Origin of the sequence: Helicobacter ganmani (assembly GCF_003364315.1) — a bacterium.
Classification (GTDB): Bacteria; Campylobacterota; Campylobacteria; order Campylobacterales; family Helicobacteraceae; genus Helicobacter_D; species Helicobacter_D ganmani.
On the sequence record NZ_NXLS01000011.1, the window covers coordinates 13,118 to 38,420 of the forward strand.

General features: G+C 35.5%; 27 protein-coding genes and 1 tRNA gene. 6 read left to right on the plus strand and 22 right to left on the minus strand.

Annotated features, from left to right (window positions below; genetic code table 11):
- Nucleotides 1-10: 10 nt before the first annotated feature.
- From mnmE to CQA43_RS08640, 7 genes are all read right to left on the minus strand, one after another.
- Nucleotides 11-1,399, minus strand: coding sequence for a tRNA uridine-5-carboxymethylaminomethyl(34) synthesis GTPase MnmE (mnmE, locus tag CQA43_RS08610; RefSeq protein WP_342767855.1), 1,389 nt, complete (start codon nt 1,397-1,399; stop codon nt 11-13).
- An 11-nt stretch (nt 1,400-1,410) separates the two neighbouring features.
- Nucleotides 1,411-2,292: a Jag N-terminal domain-containing protein gene (locus CQA43_RS08615; RefSeq protein WP_115552191.1), complete on the minus strand. Its 882-nt coding sequence runs from the start codon at nt 2,290-2,292 to the stop codon at nt 1,411-1,413.
- Nucleotide 2,293: 1 nt separating this feature from the next.
- Complete coding sequence (yidC, locus tag CQA43_RS08620) at nt 2,294-3,901, minus strand: membrane protein insertase YidC (protein WP_115552192.1); 1,608 nt, start codon at nt 3,899-3,901, stop codon at nt 2,294-2,296.
- On the minus strand, nt 3,894-4,277 hold the full coding sequence (gene yidD, locus CQA43_RS08625; RefSeq protein WP_115552193.1) for a membrane protein insertion efficiency factor YidD: 384 nt from the start codon (nt 4,275-4,277) through the stop codon (nt 3,894-3,896). Before yidD ends, yidC begins: the two co-directional genes overlap by 8 nt.
- The gene (rnpA, locus tag CQA43_RS08630; RefSeq protein ID WP_115552194.1) at nt 4,271-4,606 is read right to left on the minus strand and encodes a ribonuclease P protein component; all 336 of its coding nucleotides are present in this window, start codon (nt 4,604-4,606) and stop codon (nt 4,271-4,273) included. The genes yidD and rnpA overlap by 7 nt, the downstream gene beginning before the upstream one ends.
- A gap of 20 nt (nt 4,607-4,626) precedes the next feature.
- Complete coding sequence (gene rpmH / locus CQA43_RS08635; RefSeq protein WP_026943676.1) at nt 4,627-4,761, minus strand: 50S ribosomal protein L34; 135 nt, start codon at nt 4,759-4,761, stop codon at nt 4,627-4,629.
- Between the two features lie 73 nt (nt 4,762-4,834).
- A complete protein-coding gene (locus CQA43_RS08640; protein WP_115552195.1) occupies nt 4,835-6,256 on the minus strand; it encodes an acetyl-CoA carboxylase subunit A in 1,422 nt (473 codons plus the stop codon).
- A 146-nt stretch (nt 6,257-6,402) separates the two neighbouring features.
- On the opposite strand from CQA43_RS08640, the gene CQA43_RS08645 reads away from it, so the two are divergent.
- A complete protein-coding gene (locus CQA43_RS08645) occupies nt 6,403-7,176 on the plus strand; it encodes an undecaprenyl-diphosphate phosphatase (RefSeq protein WP_115552196.1) in 774 nt (257 codons plus the stop codon).
- 11 nt (nt 7,177-7,187) lie between these two features.
- On the opposite strand, the gene CQA43_RS08650 is transcribed toward CQA43_RS08645, so the two are convergent.
- The 9 genes from CQA43_RS08650 to argF form a co-directional block, all read right to left on the minus strand.
- The gene (locus CQA43_RS08650) at nt 7,188-7,712 is read right to left on the minus strand and encodes a phosphatidylglycerophosphatase A family protein (protein ID WP_115552197.1); all 525 of its coding nucleotides are present in this window, start codon (nt 7,710-7,712) and stop codon (nt 7,188-7,190) included.
- A gap of 8 nt (nt 7,713-7,720) precedes the next feature.
- Nucleotides 7,721-8,938 (minus strand): sulfate adenylyltransferase, encoded by a 1,218-nt coding sequence (locus CQA43_RS08655; RefSeq protein WP_115552198.1) that lies wholly within the window; start codon nt 8,936-8,938, stop codon nt 7,721-7,723.
- Nucleotides 8,916-9,806, minus strand: a complete 891-nt coding sequence (locus CQA43_RS08660; protein ID WP_115552235.1) for a response regulator — start codon at nt 9,804-9,806, stop codon at nt 8,916-8,918. Before CQA43_RS08660 ends, CQA43_RS08655 begins: the two co-directional genes overlap by 23 nt.
- A gap of 10 nt (nt 9,807-9,816) precedes the next feature.
- Entirely contained in the window at nt 9,817-11,022 is a 1,206-nt protein-coding gene (locus CQA43_RS08665) for a bifunctional 2-C-methyl-D-erythritol 4-phosphate cytidylyltransferase/2-C-methyl-D-erythritol 2,4-cyclodiphosphate synthase (protein ID WP_115552199.1), read from the minus strand.
- Between the two features lie 74 nt (nt 11,023-11,096).
- Nucleotides 11,097-12,740 carry a methyl-accepting chemotaxis protein gene (locus CQA43_RS08670; RefSeq protein ID WP_115552200.1) on the minus strand — a complete coding sequence of 548 codons (1,644 nt, stop codon included), beginning with the start codon at nt 12,738-12,740 and terminating at the stop codon, nt 11,097-11,099.
- Between the two features lie 77 nt (nt 12,741-12,817).
- Nucleotides 12,818-14,149, minus strand: coding sequence for a (Fe-S)-binding protein (locus CQA43_RS08675; RefSeq protein WP_115552201.1), 1,332 nt, complete (start codon nt 14,147-14,149; stop codon nt 12,818-12,820).
- A gap of 16 nt (nt 14,150-14,165) precedes the next feature.
- Nucleotides 14,166-15,539: an oxygen-independent coproporphyrinogen III oxidase gene (hemN, locus tag CQA43_RS08680; RefSeq protein ID WP_115552202.1), complete on the minus strand. Its 1,374-nt coding sequence runs from the start codon at nt 15,537-15,539 to the stop codon at nt 14,166-14,168.
- Nucleotides 15,540-15,562: 23 nt separating this feature from the next.
- Entirely contained in the window at nt 15,563-15,985 is a 423-nt protein-coding gene (locus tag CQA43_RS08685) for a DUF2603 domain-containing protein (RefSeq protein ID WP_115552203.1), read from the minus strand.
- Complete coding sequence (gene argF, locus CQA43_RS08690) at nt 15,964-16,884, minus strand: ornithine carbamoyltransferase (RefSeq protein WP_115552204.1); 921 nt, start codon at nt 16,882-16,884, stop codon at nt 15,964-15,966. The genes CQA43_RS08685 and argF overlap by 22 nt, the downstream gene beginning before the upstream one ends.
- 117 nt (nt 16,885-17,001) lie before the next feature.
- Between argF and hypA the strand changes: the two genes are divergently transcribed.
- Complete coding sequence (gene hypA / locus CQA43_RS08695; RefSeq protein WP_115552205.1) at nt 17,002-17,346, plus strand: hydrogenase/urease nickel incorporation protein HypA; 345 nt, start codon at nt 17,002-17,004, stop codon at nt 17,344-17,346.
- A 243-nt stretch (nt 17,347-17,589) separates the two neighbouring features.
- Here the strand turns inward: hypA and feoB are convergent, their stop codons facing one another.
- The 6 genes from feoB to CQA43_RS08730 all read right to left on the minus strand — a co-directional run bounded on the left by feoB (nt 17,590) and on the right by CQA43_RS08730 (nt 22,906).
- Complete coding sequence (gene feoB, locus CQA43_RS08705; RefSeq protein WP_115552207.1) at nt 17,590-19,713, minus strand: ferrous iron transport protein B; 2,124 nt, start codon at nt 19,711-19,713, stop codon at nt 17,590-17,592.
- A 3-nt stretch (nt 19,714-19,716) separates the two neighbouring features.
- The gene (locus CQA43_RS08710; RefSeq protein ID WP_115552208.1) at nt 19,717-19,947 is read right to left on the minus strand and encodes a FeoA family protein; all 231 of its coding nucleotides are present in this window, start codon (nt 19,945-19,947) and stop codon (nt 19,717-19,719) included.
- Nucleotides 19,948-20,111: 164 nt separating this feature from the next.
- Nucleotides 20,112-20,663 carry a YqiA/YcfP family alpha/beta fold hydrolase gene (locus CQA43_RS08715; protein ID WP_115552209.1) on the minus strand — a complete coding sequence of 184 codons (552 nt, stop codon included), beginning with the start codon at nt 20,661-20,663 and terminating at the stop codon, nt 20,112-20,114.
- An 18-nt stretch (nt 20,664-20,681) separates the two neighbouring features.
- Complete coding sequence (tpx, locus tag CQA43_RS08720) at nt 20,682-21,176, minus strand: thiol peroxidase (RefSeq protein ID WP_115552210.1); 495 nt, start codon at nt 21,174-21,176, stop codon at nt 20,682-20,684.
- Between the two features lie 60 nt (nt 21,177-21,236).
- The gene (gene tsaD, locus CQA43_RS08725) at nt 21,237-22,262 is read right to left on the minus strand and encodes a tRNA (adenosine(37)-N6)-threonylcarbamoyltransferase complex transferase subunit TsaD (RefSeq protein WP_115552211.1); all 1,026 of its coding nucleotides are present in this window, start codon (nt 22,260-22,262) and stop codon (nt 21,237-21,239) included.
- Between the two features lie 14 nt (nt 22,263-22,276).
- The gene (locus CQA43_RS08730) at nt 22,277-22,906 is read right to left on the minus strand and encodes a hydrogenase-4 component G (protein WP_245944290.1); all 630 of its coding nucleotides are present in this window, start codon (nt 22,904-22,906) and stop codon (nt 22,277-22,279) included.
- A 64-nt stretch (nt 22,907-22,970) separates the two neighbouring features.
- On the opposite strand from CQA43_RS08730, the gene CQA43_RS08735 reads away from it, so the two are divergent.
- The 4 genes from CQA43_RS08735 to CQA43_RS08745 all read left to right on the plus strand — a co-directional run bounded on the left by CQA43_RS08735 (nt 22,971) and on the right by CQA43_RS08745 (nt 25,220).
- On the plus strand, nt 22,971-24,032 hold the full coding sequence (locus CQA43_RS08735) for an agmatine deiminase family protein (protein ID WP_115552212.1): 1,062 nt from the start codon (nt 22,971-22,973) through the stop codon (nt 24,030-24,032).
- Nucleotides 24,033-24,082: 50 nt separating this feature from the next.
- A tRNA-Leu gene (locus CQA43_RS08740) sits at nt 24,083-24,167 on the plus strand.
- 79 nt (nt 24,168-24,246) lie between these two features.
- Nucleotides 24,247-24,627, plus strand: a complete 381-nt coding sequence (locus CQA43_RS09800; RefSeq protein WP_245944291.1) for a hypothetical protein — start codon at nt 24,247-24,249, stop codon at nt 24,625-24,627.
- A complete protein-coding gene (locus CQA43_RS08745; protein ID WP_245944292.1) occupies nt 24,555-25,220 on the plus strand; it encodes an FkbM family methyltransferase in 666 nt (221 codons plus the stop codon). Before CQA43_RS09800 ends, CQA43_RS08745 begins: the two co-directional genes overlap by 73 nt.
- Nucleotides 25,221-25,303 lie beyond the last annotated feature (83 nt).

Sequence of the window (25,303 nt, forward strand, 5' to 3'; positions counted from 1 at the left end):
GTAAATATTATCATTTGCCAAGACAAAAGTCTCCAAACATCACATCTAACATTTGAGAATATTCATAAGGTTGCGTAATAGAAGCAATCGCCTTAAGTGCTTCGTTCAAATGAAAGCTAAAAATCTCTAATTCGGCATTTTCTAATGGTTTTATTGATTGATAAAGCGCGTCAATACAAGTTTGCACCGCTTGGAATTGATATTCTGAAGTCAAAAGCAAGGATTGCGATTCCTCCTTAGAATCCAACAAGGCTTCTAAATGCCTTTTAAAATCTGCAAGCAAGGAATCCTCGGCATATAAATTGCCTTTCAAACAAAGCTTAAGCGGATTAAAATCCCGCAAAACTTCCAAATCAAGCCTGCATTCTAAATCCGCTTTATTCACCAAAACAAACACTTTTTTGCTTGTCTGATAGCTCTTTAACAAATCTATAATCTGCAAATCCTCTTGCGTCAAAGGCGAAGAACCATCAAACAAAGCAATAAGCAAATCACTATCTTGCGCTTTTTCTAGGCTTCTCTTAATCCCTTCAGATTCTATTAAATCCCTCGTCTCGTGAATCCCCGCAGTATCAATGAGGCGCAATAAATGCGCGCCTAGCATAAAATTCTCCTCAATGCTGTCTCGTGTCGTGCCTGCGATTTCGCTCACAATCGCCCGATTGCTATGCAAAAGTGCGTTCAAAAGGGAGCTTTTGCCCACATTTGGCTTGCCGATGATACATAATTTATAGCCTTCAAACAATGCGCGCTTGGCTTTGGATTGCTCTAAGAGTGAATGGAGCGTGTTAAGAATGGAATGCAATTTCCCTTTCAAACTCTCTAGCAAATCCTCTGGCAAATCCTCATCAGCATAGTCAATGAAAACCTCGCTGTGTGCAAGCAGAGTGATTAAATCGGTGCGTAACTTTTCGCAAAAGATTTGCATTTCCCCTTTTAAATGTCGCATCAGTATTTTGTGTGCTTGCACACTTTGGGACTCTATGAGTTTCGCGACTGCCTGTGCTTGGGATAAATCAATGCGACCACCCAAAAATGCGCGTTTTGTAAATTCTCCCGGATTTGCCAAACGCGCACCATATCGCAAACATTCTTGTAAAATATTTTGTGCGATAAAATTTCCTCCATGGCATTGAAATTCCACTACATCTTGCGTGGTATAACTATGAGGTGCTTTAAAATAAAGCAAAATACATTCGTCTAATAAATCATTGTTGTTAAAATAAATTTTAGTTAATTTTGCGTAACGCACAGGCAAAGAAGCCATAAGATTTTCTGGAGTTGTTTTGGCGAGCTTTGCCGCAATATTCAAAGAATCTTTACCACTTAGGCGCAAAACATTCAAAGAGGACTTGCCATAAGTTGTAGCAGGAGCGATAATTGTATCATCGTTAAGCATATCCATACTTTTTAGGTATGATGAAAATCATTAATAATAATATAACGTTCTCCCTCATTATTTAAACGAAAAGAAACATATTTATCCGGGAATTGCTCACGCAATTGTTTTAATGCGATATGGGCTAAAACGCCATCAAGCGGCTTTGTCTGTGCTTTACCATAAGTTTTAACATTTTCAATCGTAGGCAATAAATAATTTGCAATCATTTCTTCTTGATTACGCAAAAATTCTGCAATCTCAAGACGAATCATTAACCCATAGACGTGATTTACCCAATTAAAAATTAAATAAGAAATTGCCTTGTAGCGATAACCCTCTTTGCCAATAAGCAAAGCGGAATCCTCACCATCAATTTTGATATAAAGAGTATTTTCATCATAAGGCTCAACAAAAACTTCACTCAATCGGTACGGCAACAAACTCAAAAGCTCTTTTAGTTCCACTTGCACTTCTTTTGCAATCCCTCTCAAATCTATTGTTTCTCTATTTTTAATCTCTTTATGACTTGAAATTTTGCCGACAAAATATGAATGAGAATTTTGGATTTTCGCCTCTTCTCCTAACAAAAGTTGGGATTCAGTTTTATGTGCCTGCACATTTGTCCAAAGAGATTCATTTTCTTTTTGATTTTGTTCTTTTTTGGACAAATTCTCTTGATTTGCCACATCAGAAACAAGTGAAGGTTTTTTAGAGACAGAATCACTCTTCTCTTTTTGGATAGATAGGGACTTCGGTTGGGCACAAATGATTGCGAGTTTCTTACCAATCCCCAAAAAACCTTTAGAAGGATTCTGAATAATCTCATATTCTAAATCCACAACAGAACATTCAAAATCATTTGATGCGATGATTAACGCATTTTCTAAAGTTTCTGCTTCTATCTTTTTCATTTTAATCATCTTTATGTTTATGCTCGGCAATCTCACGCGCTTTTTTGCGCTCCAATGCCTTATTGATAAGTAACTGCTGAATGATAGAGAAAATATTATTCACAAACCAATACAACACGAGTCCCGATGGGAATGTTACAAAGAAAATCGTAAAGATTAAGGGCAAAAATTTAAAGATTTTTTCCTGCATTGGGTCATTAAAGGCTGTGGGTGTTAAATGCTGTTGGAGATACATTGTGCCACCCATTAGAATTGGTAAGATAAAATAAGGGTCCATTACAGAAAGGTCATTAATCCACAATAACCAAGCCGCACCTTTAAGCTCAATCGCATTAAACAAAACACGATAGATTGCAAAAAACACAGGCATTTGCAAAAGTAGAGGCAAACAACCACCCATAGGATTCGCTCCGTGCTTTTTATAAAGTTCCATCATATGTGCTTGAAGCTTTTGTGGTTCGCCTTTATATTTTTGTTGCAATTCTTTCATTTTTGGGGCAAGGTCTTTTAGCTTTTGCATAGACACCATACCCTTATAGGTTAAAGGATAAAGCACCACCCTAACAATCAGTGTCAATAAGATAATCGCCCACCCCCAATTTCCACATAAATTATAGAGCTTATCAAGCAACAAAAAAAGTGGCTTGGCAAAAAAGGTTATAATTCCATATTCTACAACATCGGTCAAATTGGGGTCAATAGTCTCAAGCAGACGATAATCTTTTGGACCAATGTAACCTTTTAATTGTAATTCACCCTCTGCGCTAACAAATGGCATAGGATTCTCACTCGGATTACTCAAAATCGTAACATTAAGATTATTACTCTTGTCAAAAATTAAAGTTGCATAATAACGATCTACTGCCGCAAGAATACTTGCATTTGCATAATTGCTTTGCCCTTGTGCATCGCCGTCCTCAATCGTTGTAATTGTATTGTCGGATTCTTTTACGATGACTCCTTTAAAAACATAGGAATCGTTTTCCACACTTGGACGCATACCTGGGGATACGAAATAAGTGTAATTTTGTGGAATCTTGATTTTTGCTTCATAATACCCATTGGGATAAAAAGTTAGCACTTTTTCAATCTTAACCTCTCCCAATTCTTGAATCAAAGTAATAGATTGTGGCTTGTCTTTAATTTCCAAAGTGTTAAGATTTGCACTATATGGCACATTAAAAGCTTTTTGATTCAATAAGGAATCCGAAAAACGAATTTCTAAAATTTTCGGATTGCTAGGATTAGCTATATCCTCTGAAAAAAGCATCAAAGGAGTAGAATCCTTTTGGTATTTTTTTTCTTTTAAAGCAACTTCTGCAATTCTGCCCAATCTGTCAATTTTATAAGTAAAATTTTTGGATTCTATGGTTGCAAGGGTTGCGTGATTTGGATTGGATACTCTAGCTGTATCTTGCGTAATCTTACCAGAATCCACTTGTTGGATTGGAGCAACATTTTGCATTTCTCTCGTTGTTGCTTGTGTTGCATTATTTTCATTCATTTGGGGTTTATAAAAATAACTATATGGCACGAAAAAAGCAAGTGCTAAAAGCACCGCAATCAAAATTCTAGTTTGGGAGCTTAAATTATCTATTTTATCAAACACGGGAAACCTTTGAATAATTTTTGATGATATAAACCTTTTGAGTTTGTAGATTTGGTGGAAGTCCATTAGGAATATTTTTGGGATTATATTTTTGAATTTTATCGGGAATGAGCCAATACTGGACAAGATTAGGGCTACAGAAATGTGGTTCTATCTTTAAAGAAACTTGTGGGTAAGCAATACCACCCTTAAAAAACTGGTTACAGGAAATCACCCTTGTTAGCGTCTTCCAAAGGGCTATACAAGGATTTTGAAACATAAAAATCTGTTTAGAATACTCTGAACAACTTGGATAATAGCGACAAGTCATACCCAAACTTGGAGAAATAAAAGACTGATAAAAAGAAATTATCTTAACGCAAAATTGTTTCAACATTTTTGAGCTACCAAATTCAGCCGTATTAAAGCATATTTATAACTATCTTGTAAATTTTTGTATTCTACTTTTTCTAAACCGACTTTTGCTAGCAAAATCATATCCCCATTTTTCAAGCTTGACATAGAATCCCTATAAATATTTCTCAAACGACGTTTAACAAGATTTCTACAAACCGCATTTCCTATCTTTTTGGAAACTGAAAACCCAATCCGTTTCTCTGCCCTCTGTTGATTTTCTTTAAAAAACAAGATAAAGTAAGAGTTATGCCATTTTTTTTGGCTCTTATAAACACTATCAAAGTCTTTTTTTGTGTTTAAAGTTACCAAAATACAACCCTCAAAAAAACCTAAATGGCAAGTCTTTTTCTGCCTTTAGCGCGTCTTGCATTAATCACTTTGCGACCATTCTTAGTTTGCATTCTAACCCTAAAACCATGCGTGCGCTTACGTGGCGTATTATGTGGCTGATATGTTCTTTTCATTTCTAAAACCTTTTAAAAAAATAAAGGCGAATTTTAATGCAATTTTACTTAAAACTAGATTTATTTCTCTCTACTACTCTTCTAGGGCATTCGTCAATGCTACTGCAATAGCTGCAACTAAATCACTATCATCTCTGCTTTCTTGTGGCATTAAATCCTGTGCTTTTTGCTCTAAATACGAAGTATCAAAATTCCCTCGTCTGAAATCTTTGTCATGACAAATATTGATTAAAAAAGGAATCGTGGTCTTAACCCCACGAATTTTAAATTCATTTAAAGCACGTTGCAATTTATTAACCGCCAAATCATAACTTGTTGCACGCACAATAAGTTTTGCAATCATAGAATCATAAAAAGGTGGGATCGTAAAATCTTTATAAACATAACTATCCACCCTTACAAAAGGTCCTAACGCAGGATAATAAGAAGTAATTTTACCGGGATTTGGGACAAAATCATTCTGCACATCTTCTGCATTAATGCGTGCCTCAATCGCAAATCCTTGTGCATAAACATCACTTTGCGTAATATCCAAAATCTCACCATTTGCGATTCTAATCTGACGCCCTATTAAATCATATCCCGTAATTTCTTCTGTTACTCCATGTTCTACTTGAATACGCGTATTCATCTCCATAAAGTAAAAATTATTATAATCATCTACAAGAAACTCCACAGTTCCAGCATTAGTATATTTTGTAGCCTTTGCTGCAGCCACTGCAACACTCCCCATACGACGACGCAAATCCATACTCATTGTAGGACATGGCGCAATCTCAATTAGCTTTTGATGCCTTCTTTGAATGGAACAATCACGTTCTAGCAGATGAATTACATTACCATAATTATCACTTAGAATCTGAAATTCAATATGTCGTGGATTTTGGATATATTTTTCCATAAAAACATCTTCATTTTTAAAAAATGTTAATGCTTCCCTCTTGCAAGCTTCAAAAGAGGATTCCAAATCTTTCTCTTCCTGCACAACACGGATTCCTCGCCCTCCACCACCACTGCTTGCTTTTAAAATCACAGGATAGCCAATCTTGCGCGCAATCTTTTGAATCTCATACATACTTAGGGTATTTAATGGCTCTGTTCCGGGCACAACTGGGATTCCATTTGCAATCATTAAATTTCTCGCAGCATTCTTATCACCCATTTTAGCAATCACTTCGGAATCTGGACCAATCCAAACAATCCCTGCCTCTTTGACTTTTTTAGCAAAAAATGCGTTTTCACTCAAAAACCCATAACCCGGATGAATCGCCTCTGCCTCCATTTCTTTAGCAGCTTGAATAATCAAATCTGGGTCTAGATAACCCTTGATTGGGTCTTCACTGATTGGATAAGTATGGGTTGCCATTTTGACATGCATACTCTCGCGGTCTGCACGAGAATAAATTGCCACAGATTCTATATTTAAATCATTACAGGCGCGAATAATACGAACAGCAATTTCGCCACGATTTGCAATCAAAATTCTTTTAAACATAAAAACTCCCAATAGATAATTCTGTGCATTTTATAATTTTATTTTTGATTTATTGTTGAAGTTTAGGAAATATTTGCCAAAATTTTACCAAATATGCTAAAATTCGCGCATTTTTACACATTTCAAATACTTTTAAGGGCAACTATATGGATTTATTACACGCTGGAATTTTAGGGATTGTTGAGGGATTAACAGAATTTTTGCCCATTTCCTCCACGGGGCATTTAATCCTTACTTCAGAATTACTCGGGATTCCACAAGATGCTTTCCATAAAACCTTTGAAGTCGTGATTCAGTTGGGTTCTATTTTGGCTGTTTTGTTTGTTTTTTGGGAAAAACTCTCCAAAAATAGCTTAAATCTTTGGGTGAAATTATGTATAGGATTCCTACCTGCTGGAACTTTTGGCTTTTTATTTTATTCTTACATTAAAGCACTTTTCGCCCCTATCACTGTTTCAATTATGCTCATTATTGGTGGAATCGCTTTTATTGCACTAGAGGTTTTTCACAAAGAGAGAGAATCCCTTATCCAAAATATAGAAGAAATTACCTACAAACAGGCACTTTGGATTGGGTTTTTTCAGGCTTTAGCGATGATTCCTGGCACTTCTCGTAGCGGTGCAACAATCATAGGGGGATTACTAATGGGCTGCAATCGTAAAGTTGCCACAGAATTTTCTTTTTTACTAGCTTTGCCTGCTATGGTTGTTGCGAGTTCTTATAGTCTCTATAAAAGCCATACAACAATGGATTTTGAAAATCTCTTTGCGCTTGGAGTGGGCTTTGTTGTAGCGTTTTTAAGTGCGCTTGTAGCAATCAAACTTTTTTTGAATTTTATCACGCGTTTTAACTTCATTCCTTTTGGAATCTATCGTATTTTACTAGGCATTGTCTTTTTATCTTATTTGGATATTCTTTAGCACAAAGCAAATTAAAATTCCAAAAGAAACGCAAGCGATTCTATCCTTTGAATCCCACCAATTATCATCAACCCTAAAAGCCCAGCAAAAAATCCTGCGAGCAAATCATCTCCCATTACGCCCCAACCACCTTTAACTTCTCTATCAATTCTACCAATCACAGAGGGTTTCCAAATATCAAACAATCTAAACAAAACAAAAGACAAGGCGATTCCGAACAAATGACTTCCAATCATTGCAACACTAATCCACACGCCTGCTAACTCATCAATCACAATTTCAGAACAATCGTGTTCCATTCCCTCTTTTTCATAATCATTAATTACCTTCACTGCAATCACAGAAATAAGCAATGCAAGCAGCAATAAAGTGCTTGGAGCAATGTAATGACTAATTGCCCACGCAAAAGGTAAGGCGACCAATGTGCCAAATGTGCCGGGTGCTTTGGGGCTAAGCCCACTAAAAAATAAGGTTAAAAAACATTTTTTAAAAAAATCACGCGAATTGCTAAAAGTATTAAAAAAATGTGTTCTCATTAAAAATCCTAATTCAAAGAATGTGTCTGATAAATATCTATTAATTTCAAATAAAAATCTTCGTCGCTTTGTTCTTCAATCATTCCACTACTTGCAAACATTGCCCCAAACTGCTGAATAATACTTTCAAAACGTTTAGGAAATAAATAGCTTAGAATTTTAGCTGAAACTTCCTTGCGCACTAAAATTGTAGGTGGAATCAATCCAGACTGCAAAATTCCTTGCAAAAACCCCGAACGATAATAAATATGATGGTTTTTGCTATGCGGGCAAGTTTTAAGGCTCACAATTGTTTTGCATTGATTGCAATGCACAAACTCACTCAATAATTTAACTTTAATTTTAATATCTTTTGCCATATCAAAAATAGAATAAATTTTTTGATGGTCATAATAAATTGCCAAATTAGGATAATTTTCCCCGATTGCGATTCTATCACACCCAAGATTTTGCGCAAGAATTGCGTCTAAAATAATTCCATGCGCACCTGCAAACAAATAAATATCATCTAATGGAAAAATGGCAATGCGATTCTTTGGCAGGTAATTTGTGATAACAAATTCTAAGCAAGTTTTGCGAATATAAAAATCCAATAAACCCTCATTTTGTCGTCTTAATAGCAGTAAAACAAGTAAATCATTTTCCTCTAGGATAGAGCGGAAAATGCGCTCGTGGATACGTGTAATAGGAGAAGCGTCCAAAACCATTGCTGTAACGCTTTGCGTGTTATTCCTCTTTTTAAATTGCGTGATTGCTTGTTTTGTCGCGCGGTCTTTAAAGGCAAAAATTTCCGATTGCAGATATAATTCATATTCCCCACAAAGCGCGTAATTTCCAAGCCGATTATAAATATGCTGTGCCTTTTTAGAATAAATATCTCCGCTCATTATTTTAAACAATCGTGCTTGTTTATCAATCTTAAAAGCAGAATCCACAAGTAATTTACCGCATAAATGATTTTCACAAATAAGGGCAATCTCATCACCCTTTTTGGATTCTCTCATTACTTGCTCATTGCGTTTTCCTGCGGGTGCTAAAATGAAAGAAAAGGGGAAACTTTGCCCCTCAAACAATCCTGTATTATCTACTTCGTGCATTTCCTTTTCATTCATCAAATGATTCACAGGAGTAAGCAAACCCTCTTGACACAAGAGGAGAGCAAACACTGCTTCTTTGTCAATGAATAAAGCAGGGGTGGATAAATTATTTTTTCTTTGTGATTCCATATTTTTTTCGTTTCTCCCATAAACTCTTGCGAGACATACCTAAACGTTTGCTAAGTTCTGTATCAGGGTATTTATCTTCAAATCTTAAAATCATTGTTTTAATATATTCATCAACACTTAACACATCTTCTTGGAATCCTTGCGCCATCTCTTTCACATTGATTTCAAAGACATTTTTAAAATCATGTAAATCACCGCCCAAACAAGCAAGAATCACGGGAATATTCTTAAATGCTTTAATACACTCTTCTTTTTCCTCTTTGCGCAAGGTCTCAAACCCTACAATATAAGTTAATTGTGTTTTAGAAATATTTTTAAAAATTTCCTTATAGTTATGAATTTTATACAAAGAAACAAAATTAATAGCAAATTTTTTATGAATCGCATAATTGACAACACACATATCAATTGCTCTTTGCGATACACTTTTAATAATCAAAGGAAAGGATACTTTTGCACCAATCGTATAAGTAGGCATTGATAAAGAATCGCAAAAATAATCCCTATAAAATGCGATTTCCTTTTGTAATTGACGAAAAGCTGTATAATGCTCAATTTTGCGAATCAGCTCGTCAATCATAAAAGGTTTCACAATATAATCACTCACTCCGGCTTTCAATGGACGTGTTACCATTTCATCATTTACATAAGGAATCATTAAAATCACAATAGAATCTTTAAATTTTTCAATCAATGAATAAAAATTTTGACCTGGTATATTTGCTGAAAGCAAAATAATATCTGCCACTTCAAACTGCAAAGCTTCCTCTATACTCGGCACCATTTCGCAAGCAAATCCAAAATGACTCAATTTCGAAGCAATGCTTTGAGATAAATAAATTTCATTCTCCACAATTAATATTTTCATTCTATTCCCCCTAAAGCGAAATAATTTTTTTCCAATCAAAATATTCCAAAACAACACTTGCTTGCACCAAAATTCCTTCTCCTTTGCCAATAAACCCCAATTTTTCCGTTGTTGTTGCTTTGACATTTACCTTAAATACATTAATTTGCAAAATTTCTGAAATTTTCTTTTCCATTGCATTTTTATAGGGAGAAATTTTTGGTTTTTGAGCAAAAATTGTAATATCTGCTTGCAAAATATCGTAGCCCACATCCCGTACAAAATCTACAATAATACGCAACAAATCAGCGGAATTTGCTCCTTTATAAGCTGGGTCATTATCAGGAAACCACTCACCAATATCCCCAAACCCAATTGCCCCCAAAAGTGCATCACTTAATGCATGCAAACAAACATCGCCATCACTATGTGCAATCAGGCGAAATTCACACGGAATTGCGACACAGCCTAACAAGATTCCTTCTCCTTTATCCAATGCGTGAATATCACTTCCACTTCCAACAAGTGTGTGTGTGCTAGGGTTTGGTAGAGGAATTGTTTTTAAATCCTCTAAAAAGGTTAATTTTTTTGCCTCTGCTGCTCCTTGAACAAACCCAATGCTCCCACCTTGTGCAAAAATCGCGCTACTTTCATCTGTGAAATCTCCATTTTCTAAAGCAGATTTTAAGACATTCAAACGGCTCAATTGTGGCGTTTGAATAATTTTTAAATTGTCTCGCTTGAGATAGTCTAGTTTGGAATCATTAGAATACACTATTGTATCATTTAGTTTCAGATATGGAACAATACAATCATAATTACCTATTTCTTTAAGGACTCTTTGGCTCAAAAACGCTGAATTGCAACGCGCAATATCACTTACTAGCACATATTCTACGAAATCCTCAAGCATTATTAGTGCATTTTTTAGTGATTCTTGACGCGTAGAACCACCCTTTACTAGCACAAAATCTAGCGAAAATGCGTCCAAATATTTCTGCATATATTTTATTTCGGTAGATTTTGCACTCAAGATACAACGCGAAAAAGGATAAATATCGCGAAAATCTAATGCAACCTTTAACCAAAGCGGAATCTCACCCACGCGCAACCATTGTTTTTTAGGCAATCTAAGTTTTTGAACTGATTTGTGTATCGTTTCACTAGATGATAAAGCTGATAAGCAAAAGCGACTGCTATCGCCTGCACCCAACAAAATCAATGCGATATTTGACAAATAAATTCCTTGATTTTAAAAATTGTGGAATTATACATTTTGAAAGTTTTAGAATCCCTTTAGGATTCAAAAACTTAAATCTTGAAGTGATTGATATGATTTTTTAAGACATTTGCAATGTTTTTAAGTGTTTGCGCCGCTTCCGTATTATTCTCCATCAATTCTGCAGTATTTTTAGAATCCCTTGAAATTTCATCTAATCCTTTAGATAGATTTTCCATATCCTGCACTTGCTTATAAGTTGCATTGGTTACTTCTTTCGCTTTACTTAAAGAATCGCTTGCTTGAGAATTGATTTGTCCCAAGATTTCACTTGCTTCATTTGCAAGCTCCATACCTTTTTCTACCTGTGGAACCGCATTTTGAATCGCCTCTACCGCAGTTTGCGTTTCACCTTGTATCACTTCAATCATTCTTGTAATCTCTGAAGTTGCTACCCCTGTGCGTTCGGCTAATTTTCTAATCTCATCGGAAACAACAGCAAATCCTCTCCCAGCTTCCCCTGCTCTTGCAGCTTCAATCGCAGCATTAAGTGCAAGTAGGTTGGTTTGGTCCGTGATTTCTTTAATCAAATCTGCGCTTCCGCCAATTTCTTGAGAGTGTTTTTCTAGCATACGAATATGTTCTGATGAAAGAGTAACGGTTTCTGTAATGCGCTCAATGCTTTCTACTGTTGTTTTCATAGCTTCTATACATTTATCTGATAGATTTGTAGTATATTCAGAATTTTCCTCTGTTTGTTTTGCGATATTTGAAATATGATTTACAGCGTTCATTACTTGCTTAATACGTTCTGTTGAAACTTCTGAACTTTCAACCTGGCGATAAGATGAAGATTTGGATTCTTCAGAACTTTTTGTTACTTCATTTGCGCTTTCATTTAGCTCTTGGGTAGATTTCATAATTTCCGAAACAATCTCTCTAAGTTTTTCTTGCATTTGCTCCATAGAAGCAAGCATACTCTCTTTATATTGCGTTCTTATAGGAGTATTCAAATTGCCACTTGCAATACTAAGCACTACTTTAACAACTTCTTTTGGCTCTCCTCCCAAAGATGAAATAACCAATCTAGAAATATAAATTGCAGTTAAAACTGCCACAATCAAAGAAATAATAGTCAGCATCATCGTTAGAGACAAATAATTATCAATCTCATCAATTGCTGCTTTGGTAAGTTTTTGATTCTTATCTTCTTGATAATCTATAAACTCATTAATTACATTTAACCATTCTACAAATGCCCCTCGTGCTTGATTAATCAACAATTCGTTTGCGCCAATTCTATCAGATTGTGCTTTTTTGATGATAATTTCAGAAATCATAGGCATTGTTTTGGCTTCTACACCTTTAATACGTTGCAAAATCTCCTTGTCTTTTGCATCTACCATATGCTCATCTTTAAAAATTTCGTCCATTTTAATTGAAGAATCTTTATAGAATTCTTCTAGTTTTTGGATTAAACGCAAAGTATTTTCAATCTCTTGCACATTGTCCAAAATCACAACATCACGCACTGCAATTGCTCTATCATGCACGCTTCCACGAAAATTAATTGCATATCTTTGTTTTACCGCATTAACCTCTGTCATTTCTGCCAATGTTTTTTCTACAAAACTAATCTTGATATATCCTGTAATGGAGATAACTAAAATAAAAGCTAAGATAATGCCAAACCCTATAAAAAGCTGTGCTTTTAACGATAAATTTCTTCCAACCACAAAAAATCCTTTATCTTTGATTTTTAAATAAGATTATGTAAAATTATATCACATTTTTTATTAAAAAATAAACTTTATTATTTATTTTGATTTTCTTTAATTATCTTTGCAATAAGTTCTAATGGGTGCAAAAATGGAATCTCTACATTTGCTTGATACAGCGCATTGCTTAACTGCATACGACAAGCACTACATTCTGCTACGATGAACTGCGCTTGTGTTTTTTCTATCATTTTTGCTTTTTTACTCCCCACTTTGCTAGCCAATGCAAAACGCTCTGTCTGGATTGTAACGCCACCAAATCCACAACAAGCAGTGGAATCCTCCATCTCAACGAGCTGATAATTTTGCTGCAATAATTTACGCGGTTCTTGATAAACTCCAAGCACTTTTCTTGCGTGGCACGGGTCGTGGTAAGTAAAGGTTTGTTTTGGGGATTGAAATTCTTGTTTGAGGCGATTTTGTTCTATATTGTTTAGAATCTCTACCAAGTTTGTTTGGGATTCCAAATATTTGGTCGCCATATAAATTTTTGGCAAAAGCTTTTCTATTCTTGATTTTAACTCTAAATCCTTTTCCATAAAATGCTTCCAATCCTCTAATATCATTGCGCCACAAGTCGCCTCTGGAATCAAAATCGCATCTACTTCTTCTATAAAGCTTTCAAAATATTCTACATTCTGACGAATGAGTGTATCTACGCTAGCGAAATCTCCTGTAAAATAAGCAGGTGCGCCACAGCATTTTTGCCCTTTTGCTAGCTTTGCATTGATTTGTAAAGCCTCTAAAATCACTAGCAAAGATTCACCAACATTTTTATAATTATAGTTTCCCAAACAACCAATAAAAATTGCTACCTTTCTAGTCTTTTGGGATTGTTTGGAATCCACAAAGCAGATTTCCTCTGAATGAGAATTTAGAAAACTTCTCTTTGCGATTCCTCCAAAGATTCTATTCTTAACCAAAGGCAAGGTAAAACGTGGCTGAATAGAATTGCCATCTTTTGTTGCTTGATACAACAAAGGGGCAAAAATCGCACCAAGTTTGAATCCAAAATCCATTATTTTTCTATGTTTCAAAAGATAAAAAAAGATGCGTTTAAACCAAGCAATTCCATATTTTTGAGCAATTTCATAGCGAATATTTTCAATCAAAGTATCTGTGGGCAAAGAATTAGGACAAACACGTACGCAAGTTGTGCATAAAAAACAAGTTTCAAAAATATCTTTAGCATTTTTATCTAGCGGAATCTCTTTGCGCTGATATGCCCCCAAAAGGTCAATAAAGCCGCGTGGAGAAGTCGCCTCATCTCCATTAATGCTAAAAATCGTGCAATCGGGCAAGCATTTGCCACATTTCACGCAGGCATTGCTTGTCTTTAAATAATCGTAATTGTCAAAATGCGCCATTGGGTTGCCTTAATTTTTAAATTGTTTTACTAAAAACTTTTTGATTGGTATTAATTTTTTTTAAATACGCATCAAATGGCATTACGATATTACGAATCAACAATGCACCCGTTTCACTCACCCAAATCCCTTTTGCATTTATCTCCACCAATCCTTCTTCCTCCAAAGGTTTAAGCTCCTCTAACGCTTCTTTGAAATGTTCTTTAAAATCAAACGCAAACTGCTGATTTATCGTGCTAAAATCCAATTTAAAATTGCTCATTAATTGCATAATCACTGCTTTTCTAATCTTATCCTCATTGCTTAGCCTAATACCTTTCGCGAAAGGCAGGCGATGATTGTCCAATGCCTCTTGGTATTGCGTCAAATCCTTGTAATTTTGCGCATAATAATCCTTGCCACCGCCAATAGAAGTCAGCCCGATTCCAATCGTTTGCGTGCCTCCTTGCGTGCTATATCCTTGAAAATTACGTTGTAATTGCCCTTTTTGTATAGATTTAAACAACTCATCATCAGGCTTTGCAAAATGGTCCATTCCAATCATTTGATAACCATTTTTAAGCAAATAATCCATCGTCCATTCTAAGATTCTAAGCTTTTCCTCTGGGTGTGGGAGAGTGGTTTCATCAATCTTACGCATTGTTTTTTTAATCCAAGGGACATGCGCATAGTTAAAGACAGCAAAGCGGTCTGGATTGAGGAGCAAGCAGGATTCTAAAGTTTTCTTAAAAGTCTCCAAACTCTGATAGGGCAAGCCATAGATTAAATCAAAATTAATAGAAGTAATCCCATAATCTCTTGCAAGCTGGATTGCCTTTTGGACAAGCGTAAAAGGTTGGATTCTATGAATCGCTTCCTGCACCTTTGCATCAAAGTCTTGGATTCCAAAGCTTAGGCGGTTAAAACCTCCTTTTTTTAACACTTCCATTTGTGAAAGCTCAAAAAATCTAGGGTCAATCTCACAGGCAATTTCCGCATTTTGTCCAAAATTTGGAAAAGCATCTTTCAATAAATCAACCAAAACCCCCAATTCTTCTGCATTAAAAAATGTAGGAGTGCCGCCACCAAAATGGAGTTGATACACGGGCTTGTTTGTATCCATAGCATTTTTTAACAATTCTAACTCTTTTTTGAGATATTCTAAATAAATTTTTTTGTTTTCCTCTTTGCTTGTATAGACTACATTGCAACCGCAAAAATAGCACGCGCTACGACAAAAAGGTAAATGCACATAAAGAGAAAGGGGGCTTGTATCTGCTTTTAAATCCTGCAAATACAAATCCAAAGTATATTTTTCGCTAAACTCCACTGCAGTGGGATAACTTGTATAACGCGGACCGGGCTTAGAATAAGTGGCAAATTGTTTAAAATCAATCTTATTGGATTGCATTTTGTGGAATCCTTCAACTAAAGTTAAAATGAATCAGGGATTTTTGGAATCTCAAAGAACAAATAGGGATAACGTTTTTTAAGATTTTTTACCAAAGCTTTGGGTTCTTTTTCGTAATTTTTAATTTCTTTCAATGCAATGCACCACACATCTTCAAAATCCACTGGCACATTATAATAAATTTCTTTCTCTAGCTTAAAAAGATATTTATCTATCTCAAGCTGTTTAGCAGATTCCAAAAGTTGTTGCATATTTTTTTTGGATACTAAATAAAATTCTTGTGCGTTTTTATCTTTGAAACAATAGGTTAAATCTCCGTCCAAGTCAGAATCATAAACCTTAGATTGCGTCTTTGCATTGTGGATAATCTCTTGCAATGAATCATAAAGATTATTTGTCTGATGGATTGAATTATTTCGTTTTACTAGCGGTTTTGGTGTAGCCAAACCATTACTCCTTTTTGAGCATGTAGGCGATTTTCTGCCTCTTGAAAAATTTTACTCTGCGCTGATTCTAATACTTCCTCACTGACTTCTTGTCCGCGATAGGCTGGCAAACAATGTAAAAAGATTGCGTCTTGTTTGGCAAGTTTCATCAACTTGCTATCCACACAATAATCCTGAAATGCTTTTTTCCTTGTTTCTTTTTGCTCTTCTTGCCCCATAGAAGCCCAAGTATCGGTTGTTACAACATCTGCCCCTAAAATTGCCTCTTGGGGATTCTCACTTAATAAAATCTTTGCGCCTGAAATTTTAGCAAAACTTTCTGCTTTTTGCAGAATCTTTTGAGAAACTTCATAATTTTTTGGCGAAGCAATACGCAAAGTAAAACCAAGTTTAGCCGCAAGCATAAGCCAAGAATGTGCCATATTATTTCCATCACCAATATATGCAACGATAGGATTCTTATCTTTGCCACACTCTTGCATTGTCATAAAATCAGCCAATAATTGCATTGGGTGAAAATCATCACTTAGTCCATTTATCACAGGCACATTAGAATATGCGGAAAATTCCTCCAAACGCGAATGCTCGTGTGTCCGCATCATTACCAAATCCACCATAGAAGATAACACACGCGCAGTATCCTTAATCGGCTCTCCGCGTCCTAATTGCGTATCATTGCTAGAAAGAAAGATTCCATTACCACCCAACTGATAAATTCCTGTTTCAAAACTCACGCGTGTTCTTGTGGAGTTTTTCTCAAAAATCATACCCAAAGTTTTGTGTGCAAGTGGATTACTATATATACCACTTTTTACTTCGTTTTTAAGGGTTTTAGCGAGAATTAAAATTTCTAAAATTTCTTCTTTGCTAAAATCCGCCAAAGTCAAAAAATGTCGCATTTTGTAACCTCAAATAAATTTAAATCAAAAGTTTATCTTACCCAATCAAGCCAAAATAAAACTTTAAACAAAATCAAAGGCTTATCATACAATAATTTTTGCTAAAAAAGGCTCAATATGCACGAATTTTCTGTCGTCTCTTCCCTCATAGAATCCTGCGAAGAAATTGCGCAACACAATCAAGCAGAGAAAATTCTAGCGATTCATTTAGATATTGGGGAGCGGAGCGGAGTCAATGTTGCTTTGCTAAAAAGTGCGTTTGAAGAGTTTAAGCTAGGTAGTCTCTGCGAGCAAGCCAAACTCCTTATTCAAGAATCCAAAGTAGAACTCACTTGCGATTCCTGCCATCAAAGTAATCTCGCAAATAAGCTAGATTATACACATTGTCCTTGTTGTGGAAGTGAGCAAGTAAAAATTACAAAAGGTAATGAAATGCTCCTTTTGCGTTTAGAAATGAAATAAATATTCTTGTGAGATTCAAGGAATCGTGGCACACATTTCGTTCTTGCGAGCATTTTTAAAAAAATGCGTGGCGTGCGCGCAAAGCATTCACCTGCAAAGCGCAAATCTAAATCAAAGAATCTTGGCATTGAATATTTAAATTGCCCAAAGAATAGATTTCTTTGTCATTTGCAAAGCTCATTCCTCACAATGAGAAAGGAAAAACTCCTTACGATGGCAAAAAAGAGACGCAATAACTTACCTTTAATTTAGAATCGCACTAGCAAGCATAGAACCAATCCAAGCGACAATATATGCACAAATAGTCGTCATAACGAACAAAAATACAATATATTTAAATCCACCCGCCTCTTTGCCAAAAACCACCGTCGCCGCAAGACAAGGATTGTAAATCATCACAAAGAGAATAAAAGCGATAGCGGTTTGCAATGGGATTGCTCTCTTAATCACTTGCATAAGATTTTCACTCTCTTCATCTACTTCTCCGCCTAGAGAATAAAGCACACCCATAGTAGAAATCACCACTTCTTTTGCCGCCAATCCACTCAAAAGTGCTACACTCATCCTCCAATCGAAATCAAGAGGAGCAAAAACAGGCTCAATCAACTTACCCGTCATTCCCAAATAGCTATTTTCAATCAAGGATTCCTCCAACGCAAAGGCGAGCTTTTCTTTTTCCTCTTCATTCAATACCTGTTCCATCTTGCTTTCATAAACCTCTTTCGTCTCTTCTTGAATAGGATAAGAGCTTGCAAACCATATCAAAACAGAGGCTGCCAAAATAAAAGTCCCTGCCTTTTTAAGATACATTTTTGCTTTAGTATAAATCGCAAACCATACCAATCTCCAATTTGGCATACGATATTTTGGCATCTCCATAACAAAAGGTTCATCTGGACCTTTAAAAGCAGTCAAGCGAAGAATCTTCGCCATTACCAATCCCAACAATGCGCCTAAAATATAGATTCCAAATAGCCAATTTCCTGCTTGTTGTGCTGGAAAAAATGCTCCAACAAAAAGCACATATACAGGCAATCTTGCACCACAACTCATAAAATTAATAATAAAAAGCGTCAATAATCTATCTTTGCGGCTTTTCAAAGTCCTTGTTGCCATAAAGGCAGGCACAGAACAACCAAATCCTGTTACAAGCGGAATAAAACTTTTTCCGTGCAAGCCAAATTTATGGAAAAATCCGTCCAATAAAAACGCAACGCGAGACATATAACCCGTTGTCTCTAACAATGCGATTCCAAAGAATAAAATCACGATATTGGGCAAAAACAACACGACTGCTCCTACACCGCCAATGATTCCATCTGCAAGCAGTGAAGCAAGGCTTTCACTTTCAATATTCTCTTTGATTGACTCTCCAAGCCAACCAAAAAAGCTATCAATTAAATCCATTGGCAACGCACCAAGCGTAAAGGTAAGCTGAAACAATACCCACATAAAAAACAAAAAAATCGGAATCCCTGCATATTTGTTAATCAAAATTTTATCAATACTATGCGTATAACCTTGCTTTTCTTTACCCTCATAATGCACGGTTTCCGTTATCAAGCCCTGCACGAACGCGTTTAAATCTTCCAAAAAAATTTCTTTATTAGAGGGTGTATCATAAATTGTATATAAATTATTTAAAGAATCTTGCAGTTTTTTAGATAATTCCATCCAAATAGGTTTTTTATGTAAAATTTGAAAGGTTTTTTCCTCTTGTTTTAGCAACAAAATCGCAATTTGACGCGCACTTAAGCCAAGCGATTCTATGCTTACATCTTTTTTATTTTTGATAAATTCCTCTAAATGCAAAATTTCTGTCTCAATTGCATTGCTATAAATACGCTTATTTGCATTTTGTCCCTTTTCGTAAGTTGCCACTATCACATCTAAGAGAGATTCTAAATTTTCTTTTGTATGTGCAGAAACTTGCACACTTGGAATCCCAAGCAATTCGCTTAAAGATTCTGTCTTGATTTTTATCCCCTCCTTGCGTGCCTCATCGCTCATATTAAGGACTAAAACCATCTTTTTTTGCATTTCAAGCAACTGCGCACTTAAGAGTAAATTACGCTCCAAATTTGTAGAATCTGCCACATTAACAATCAAATCATAATCATTAGATTCCACAAAATGTTTTGTGATTTTTTCTTCTTCTGAATAACCATAAAGCGAATAAGTGCCGGGCAAATCTACAATTTGTAACACATATCCTTTATATGAAGTGCTTGCTTCGGCTTTTTCAACCGTAACACCCGGAAAATTTCCTACTTTCATCGTGGAATGACAAAGTGCATTAATCAACAAACTTTTACCAACATTGGGTTGTCCAACAAGAGCAATTCGGATTTGTTTTGTTTCAGCCATTATTTACTCCCGCACTCTTTCTACTTCAATCGCATTTGCTTCTTCTGCGCGCAAAACGATACAATTCCTATCTAACTCAACCAAAATTGTAGAACCACCAAGAGAAGTTTCAAGCTTTTTGATTTGTTTTGTTTTAGAGATTCCAAAACTAAAGAGTCTATCCCTTAATTGCCCATCTACGCCCAAATGCGTAATCACTCCATATTCTCCATCTTTGAGTGCATTAATTGTCATTTCAATATCTCCACCTAATTTTCAAATTTTAATCTAGGATATTGTAACTTTTAGAAAGTTAAAACAATATTAAAATTGATTATCATTTTATAAAATTAGAAATTTCATAAAAAGTGGTGGGATAAAAGATGGATTAACTAGCTTTTATTTGGAGATTGTTGGACTTAATTCTCTTCTGCCCATTTTAAAATTGTGTCTTTTTGAGACATAAAATTATCAAAATGATGTGAGCCACCCTCTTGAATAATCAGTTTAGAATCCTTAAATTTATGTGCTGCAATTCTGTAATCAAGCACTTGGTCGCCCTTTTGCAAAAGCACACAATATAACTCTGGAGTAATAGAATCCACAAAATATTGCTTCAAACTTTCTACCAAATTCAAACTCCAAAAAAAGGAAGTCTTTTGATATGGAACATTGACGCGCCCAATTGCTGGCAATAAAGTCTTATAAGCATCTATCACAGGATTAACCAAAACGGCTTTAAGGTGATATTTCTGCGCCAAAAATGTTGCATAGTAACCTCCAAGCGAACTTCCAATCAAGCAAATTTTGTGTGTCTTGGAATATTCTGCAATCAAAGATTCCGCAAGAGCAATTGCCAAAGTTGGCACATAGGAGAGATTAGGCGTGAGTGCATCGGGCGCAAAAGTGATGATTTGTTTCCCTTTGTAACATAATCCAACACTACGAAACCCATGCAAATACAACAACACGACTAAACTCCCAAAAAATTATTTTACAGCTTTTAATGCAGCTTCGTAATCTGGCTCGCTTGTAATTTCACTTACAATTTCTTTATGCACGATTTGTCCATCAGGATTGACAACAAATACTGCGCGTGTTAGTAAGCCCTCTAATGGAGAACCTGCTAGAATCACGCCATAAGAATCTCCAAAATCCTTATTTCTAAAATCACTCAATGCAATTACATTTTCAATTCCTTCAGTAGAACAAAATCTGCCTTGAGCAAAAGGAAGGTCAAGAGAAACAACAAAAACTTGTGTATTAGGAATATTTGCTGCTTTTTCATTAAATTTTCTTGTTTGTGTTGCGCAAACTCCTGTATCCAAAGAAGGTACAACATTGATAATTTGGTATTTACCACTTGCTCCACCTACGCTTTTGACACTTAAATCTCCTGCTACCAAATCAACCTTTGGTGCTTTATCTCCAACTTGAACTGCTTTACCCGCAAGTGTTACTGCGTTACCTTTAAAAGTTACCATTTTATTTCCTTAAAAAATTAATTGAGTTTTTATTATTAAATAACGAAACTAAATTTTAGATTAAAATGCTTCAATTCTTGGGCGAGTTTGCAGAGAATAAATGGTATCAAATTCTTCAAGTTGATAAGATTCTATTGCCACGCGTCCAATCATTGCGGCATTATCCGAACAAAATTCCAAAGGAGAAAGCAATAATGTAACACCATAATCCCTGCACATCTTTTCTATTTGTTCCCTTAAAGCAAGATTGGCACTTGCTCCACCTACGACTCCAAAATGCTTCCATTGATGAGAGTTGGAACGATTCTGCTCAAAAAATATTTTACATTTTTGCATCAAGTGCGTTATGGCAGATTTTTGGAAGCTAGCACAGAGGTTTGTTTTAAATTCCTCACTTAAAATCCCTTTGGATTCCTTTTCCCTTTCAATTTGCATTCTTACCGCATTTTTTAATCCTGAAAAACTAAAGGCATATTGCTTCTTGCTACGCAATGGAATAGGAAAATTATAAATATCACTCTTTCCCTGTTTCGCATAAGATTCCACGATTGGTCCGCCGGGATAACCAAGCAAGAGCATTTTTGCTACCTTATCAAAACTTTCACCAAAACTATCATCTAGGCTTTGTGCGCAAATGCTAATATCGTGGAATCCCTGTGCTTCAAGCAATAGTGTATGTCCTCCCGAAACAAGCAAAACTCCTAGAGGAAAAACTGCTTCAGATTCTAAGAACAAAGAATACAAATGCCCTTTTAAATGATTTACACCAATGATTGGAATATTTAATGAAAAAGCCAAAGTTTTTGCCATTATTAAACCTTCCATTAAAGTTACATTTAAACCCGGTTCTGTGGTAATGGCAATAGCTTTTACTTCCTTAAAATAAGGCTTGACTTTCTCTAAAATAAGAGGTAAGGATTCTGCGTGCAGGCGACTTGCAAGCTCTGGAACGACGCCACCAAAAGCAGAATGTTGTTTTTCTTGAGAGATTTTTTGATGAAAGATTAAAAGTTTAGAATCAATTTGAGTGAGTGCGATAGAACTATCATCGCAACTACTTTCAATACTTAAGATAAGCCCACTCAAAAGATTCTCTTAGTTTATGCGTTTTGGTCTAAAACATTTACACCCAAGCTTGCTAATTTTTTATCTACTTTTTCTAAAGCTTTTTCCAAAGTTTCTTTGCTAATATCAGGCAAATTACCACCCCAAGCTTTTTCTGCTTGATTGTAACCTCTGATGATTCCCTCTCTACCAGCTTTCAATTTCTCAACATCATCTCCTGCACCAGCTAAAACAAAATCTGCGATTCTGTCTGATGTTTTTGCAACACCAAAAAATCCGTCCTCTGCAATTAATGCTTTTGCTTCATCTTGTGTAAGTTCTTGAATAGGCTTCCCATCATAGCCAATAGAACTTAAATCCAAACCTTTTAGAATCCCACTTAGTTTAAAAGGGTCATTCATCGCACTTGTATTTGAACCAAAAAGCCCATTTTGCGAAGAGAAATTTGTCTCACTTGAAATCGTAACATTCATTTGAAATTGCATAATATAACCTGTTACCAAAGACTTTGCATCAATGTTTAAAGCCGCTTCTTGTATCTTTTTATTTCTATCTTCCGCCGAAGTTTCGTCCTTTTTAAGCGGATTAGAACTCATTGCATTTTGCAAATCGTTTGCATACTCAAAACTACTTTTTGTAGAATTACTAGAAATATTCATTGCCATATTGTCCTCCTTGACAAAAATTTATGTAATAATATCGTCAATTTTTTTAAAAAGAGTATAGAAAATGAAAAAAATTTTTGCAGAATGGGAAAAACAAGATGGAATCTTGCTCTCTTTTCCACATAAAAATTCAGATTGGAAGCCTTATTTAGACGAAGTGCGCAATACATATTGCGAAATTATTTATCCAATTTTACAGGTAGAATCTTGTCTGCTTGTGTGTGAAAATAAAACATCTACCAAAGATTACATAAACAATTATTTTGCCAAAAAAGGCTGGAATCCAAAACTTCTTTCTCGTCTATATTGCGTAGAGATTCCTAGTAACGATACTTGGACGCGTGATTTTGGAGGTATCACGATTACAAAAAACAATCAAAACATTGTACTTGATTTTGGATTTAATGGTTGGGGATTGAAGTTTGCTTCCAATTTTGACAACAAAATCACACGCGAACTTGCTAAACTTGGAATCTTAAAAAACATTAAAACAGAAAATTTAATTTTAGAGGGTGGGAGCATAGAAAGTAACGGGGCTGGCATTTTGCTTACCAACACACAATGCTTGCTAGAGGACAACCGCAATCCAACCTATACACAAAAACAACTTGAAAAAAAACTCAAAAAAACTCTAGGGATTCAACAGATTCTATGGCTAAACTCTGGCTATTTAAGTGGTGATGACACCGATAGCCATATTGATACTCTTGCGCGTTTTGTAGATAAAAAAACTATTGTCTATGTGGGTTGTGCGGACAAAAATGACGAACATTATCCCGCGCTCCTTGCAATGAAAAAGGAGTTGGAAAAATTGCGCGACCTAAAAGGTGAGCCTTTCAAACTCGTTGAATTACCCTTTGTTGGCGCAAAGTATTTTGATAATGAGCGACTTCCCGCAACTTATGCGAACTTTTTATTTTTAAATGGGAGGATTTTACTTCCCACCTATCAAGATTCCAATGATAATCTTGCAAGAGAGATTCTGCAAAACATTTGCCCAAAACACGAAGTCATACCCATTGATTGTTCTGTGCTAATCCGACAACACGGGAGTTTGCATTGTATTAGTATGCAATTTCCAAAAAAGACATTAAATTTTAAAGCTCTTAAGAATCTTAAAATATAAAGTATATTTAAGAATATTTCAGTAGAATTGCGCTTTATTTTTGAAATTAAGCGGAAATGGCGAAACTGGCAGACGCACTAGACTTAGGATCTAGCGCCGCAAGGCATGGAGGTTCAAGTCCTCTTTTCCGCACCATTTTTACTTTACACTTCAAAAACTATCAAATTTTTTGATTTTACTCTATAATCACAACTTTAACTTGCAAAGGAACAAAATGGAATCACACGATTTTGCCTCATTAAAAGAATCTTTCAATACTCTTATTTCACAAGTCAAGCAAAACAATCTCCTTCAATATCAAATTCTAATGTCCAATTGCATTACAAATGCCAAAATCAACAAAAAAGACAAGCAAACCTTGTTACTTCTTTTGCAAGACAGAGATAGAAACTACCTCCGAATCAACCACAACTCCCAAGTTTATACAAAAATCAAAGAATATTTAGCGATTCTACGTCCTCTTAAAATCCAACGCAATGCACTCGTTAGAATCGGTGGCGAAAATGACGGAGGATATGTGATGTGTCGCCCTCTTCTAAAAATTGGGGGGGGGCAAATAGCCCCTATTTGCAAAATGCAAAGGCAATTTCACTAGGAGTTTCCGATTATTCTCCTTGGGATTTAGAAATGGCGGAGATTGGCTATCTAGTGATAGAATATGATGGAAGTATCACACATTCACCCTACACACACCCCAATATTACTTTTCACAAAAAATTCGTTGCAACAAATAATAGCGATTCTACTATTACATTGGAAACACTTCTCAAGGACAATCAGCTAGATTCCACACAGGCGAATATTTTGCAAATTGATATTGAAAATGCAGAATGGGAAATGCTGGAAAATATCAATATAGAAACTTTGGCGCAAAACTTTGCGCAGGTCATTTTTGAATTCCACGGCTGCAATCCCGAAGAAAAAAGTGGATTTCATCAAAGAATCACACAACTTGGGCGTTTAGATAAGCATTTCTGCCCCATTCATTTGCATTTTAATAATCACGGCAAAATCTTTTATTCTAGAGGATTGTTTTTTAGCACCTCCATAGAGGTTAGCTACATTAACCGCAAATGCTTGAAAGATTTGGGTTTCAATGAAAGTCAAAAAATAGAGCAAGGAATCTTAAAAGATTTGGATTCTCCTACTTGGCTTGCAAATCCAGAAATTCCGATTCGGTTTTCTTAATTTTTAAAAAAGGCTTAATTAGATAGAATCCTAGAATTGTCCATTTTGCCTCTTTTGCAGAATCACAAAAGCAGCCAAATTAT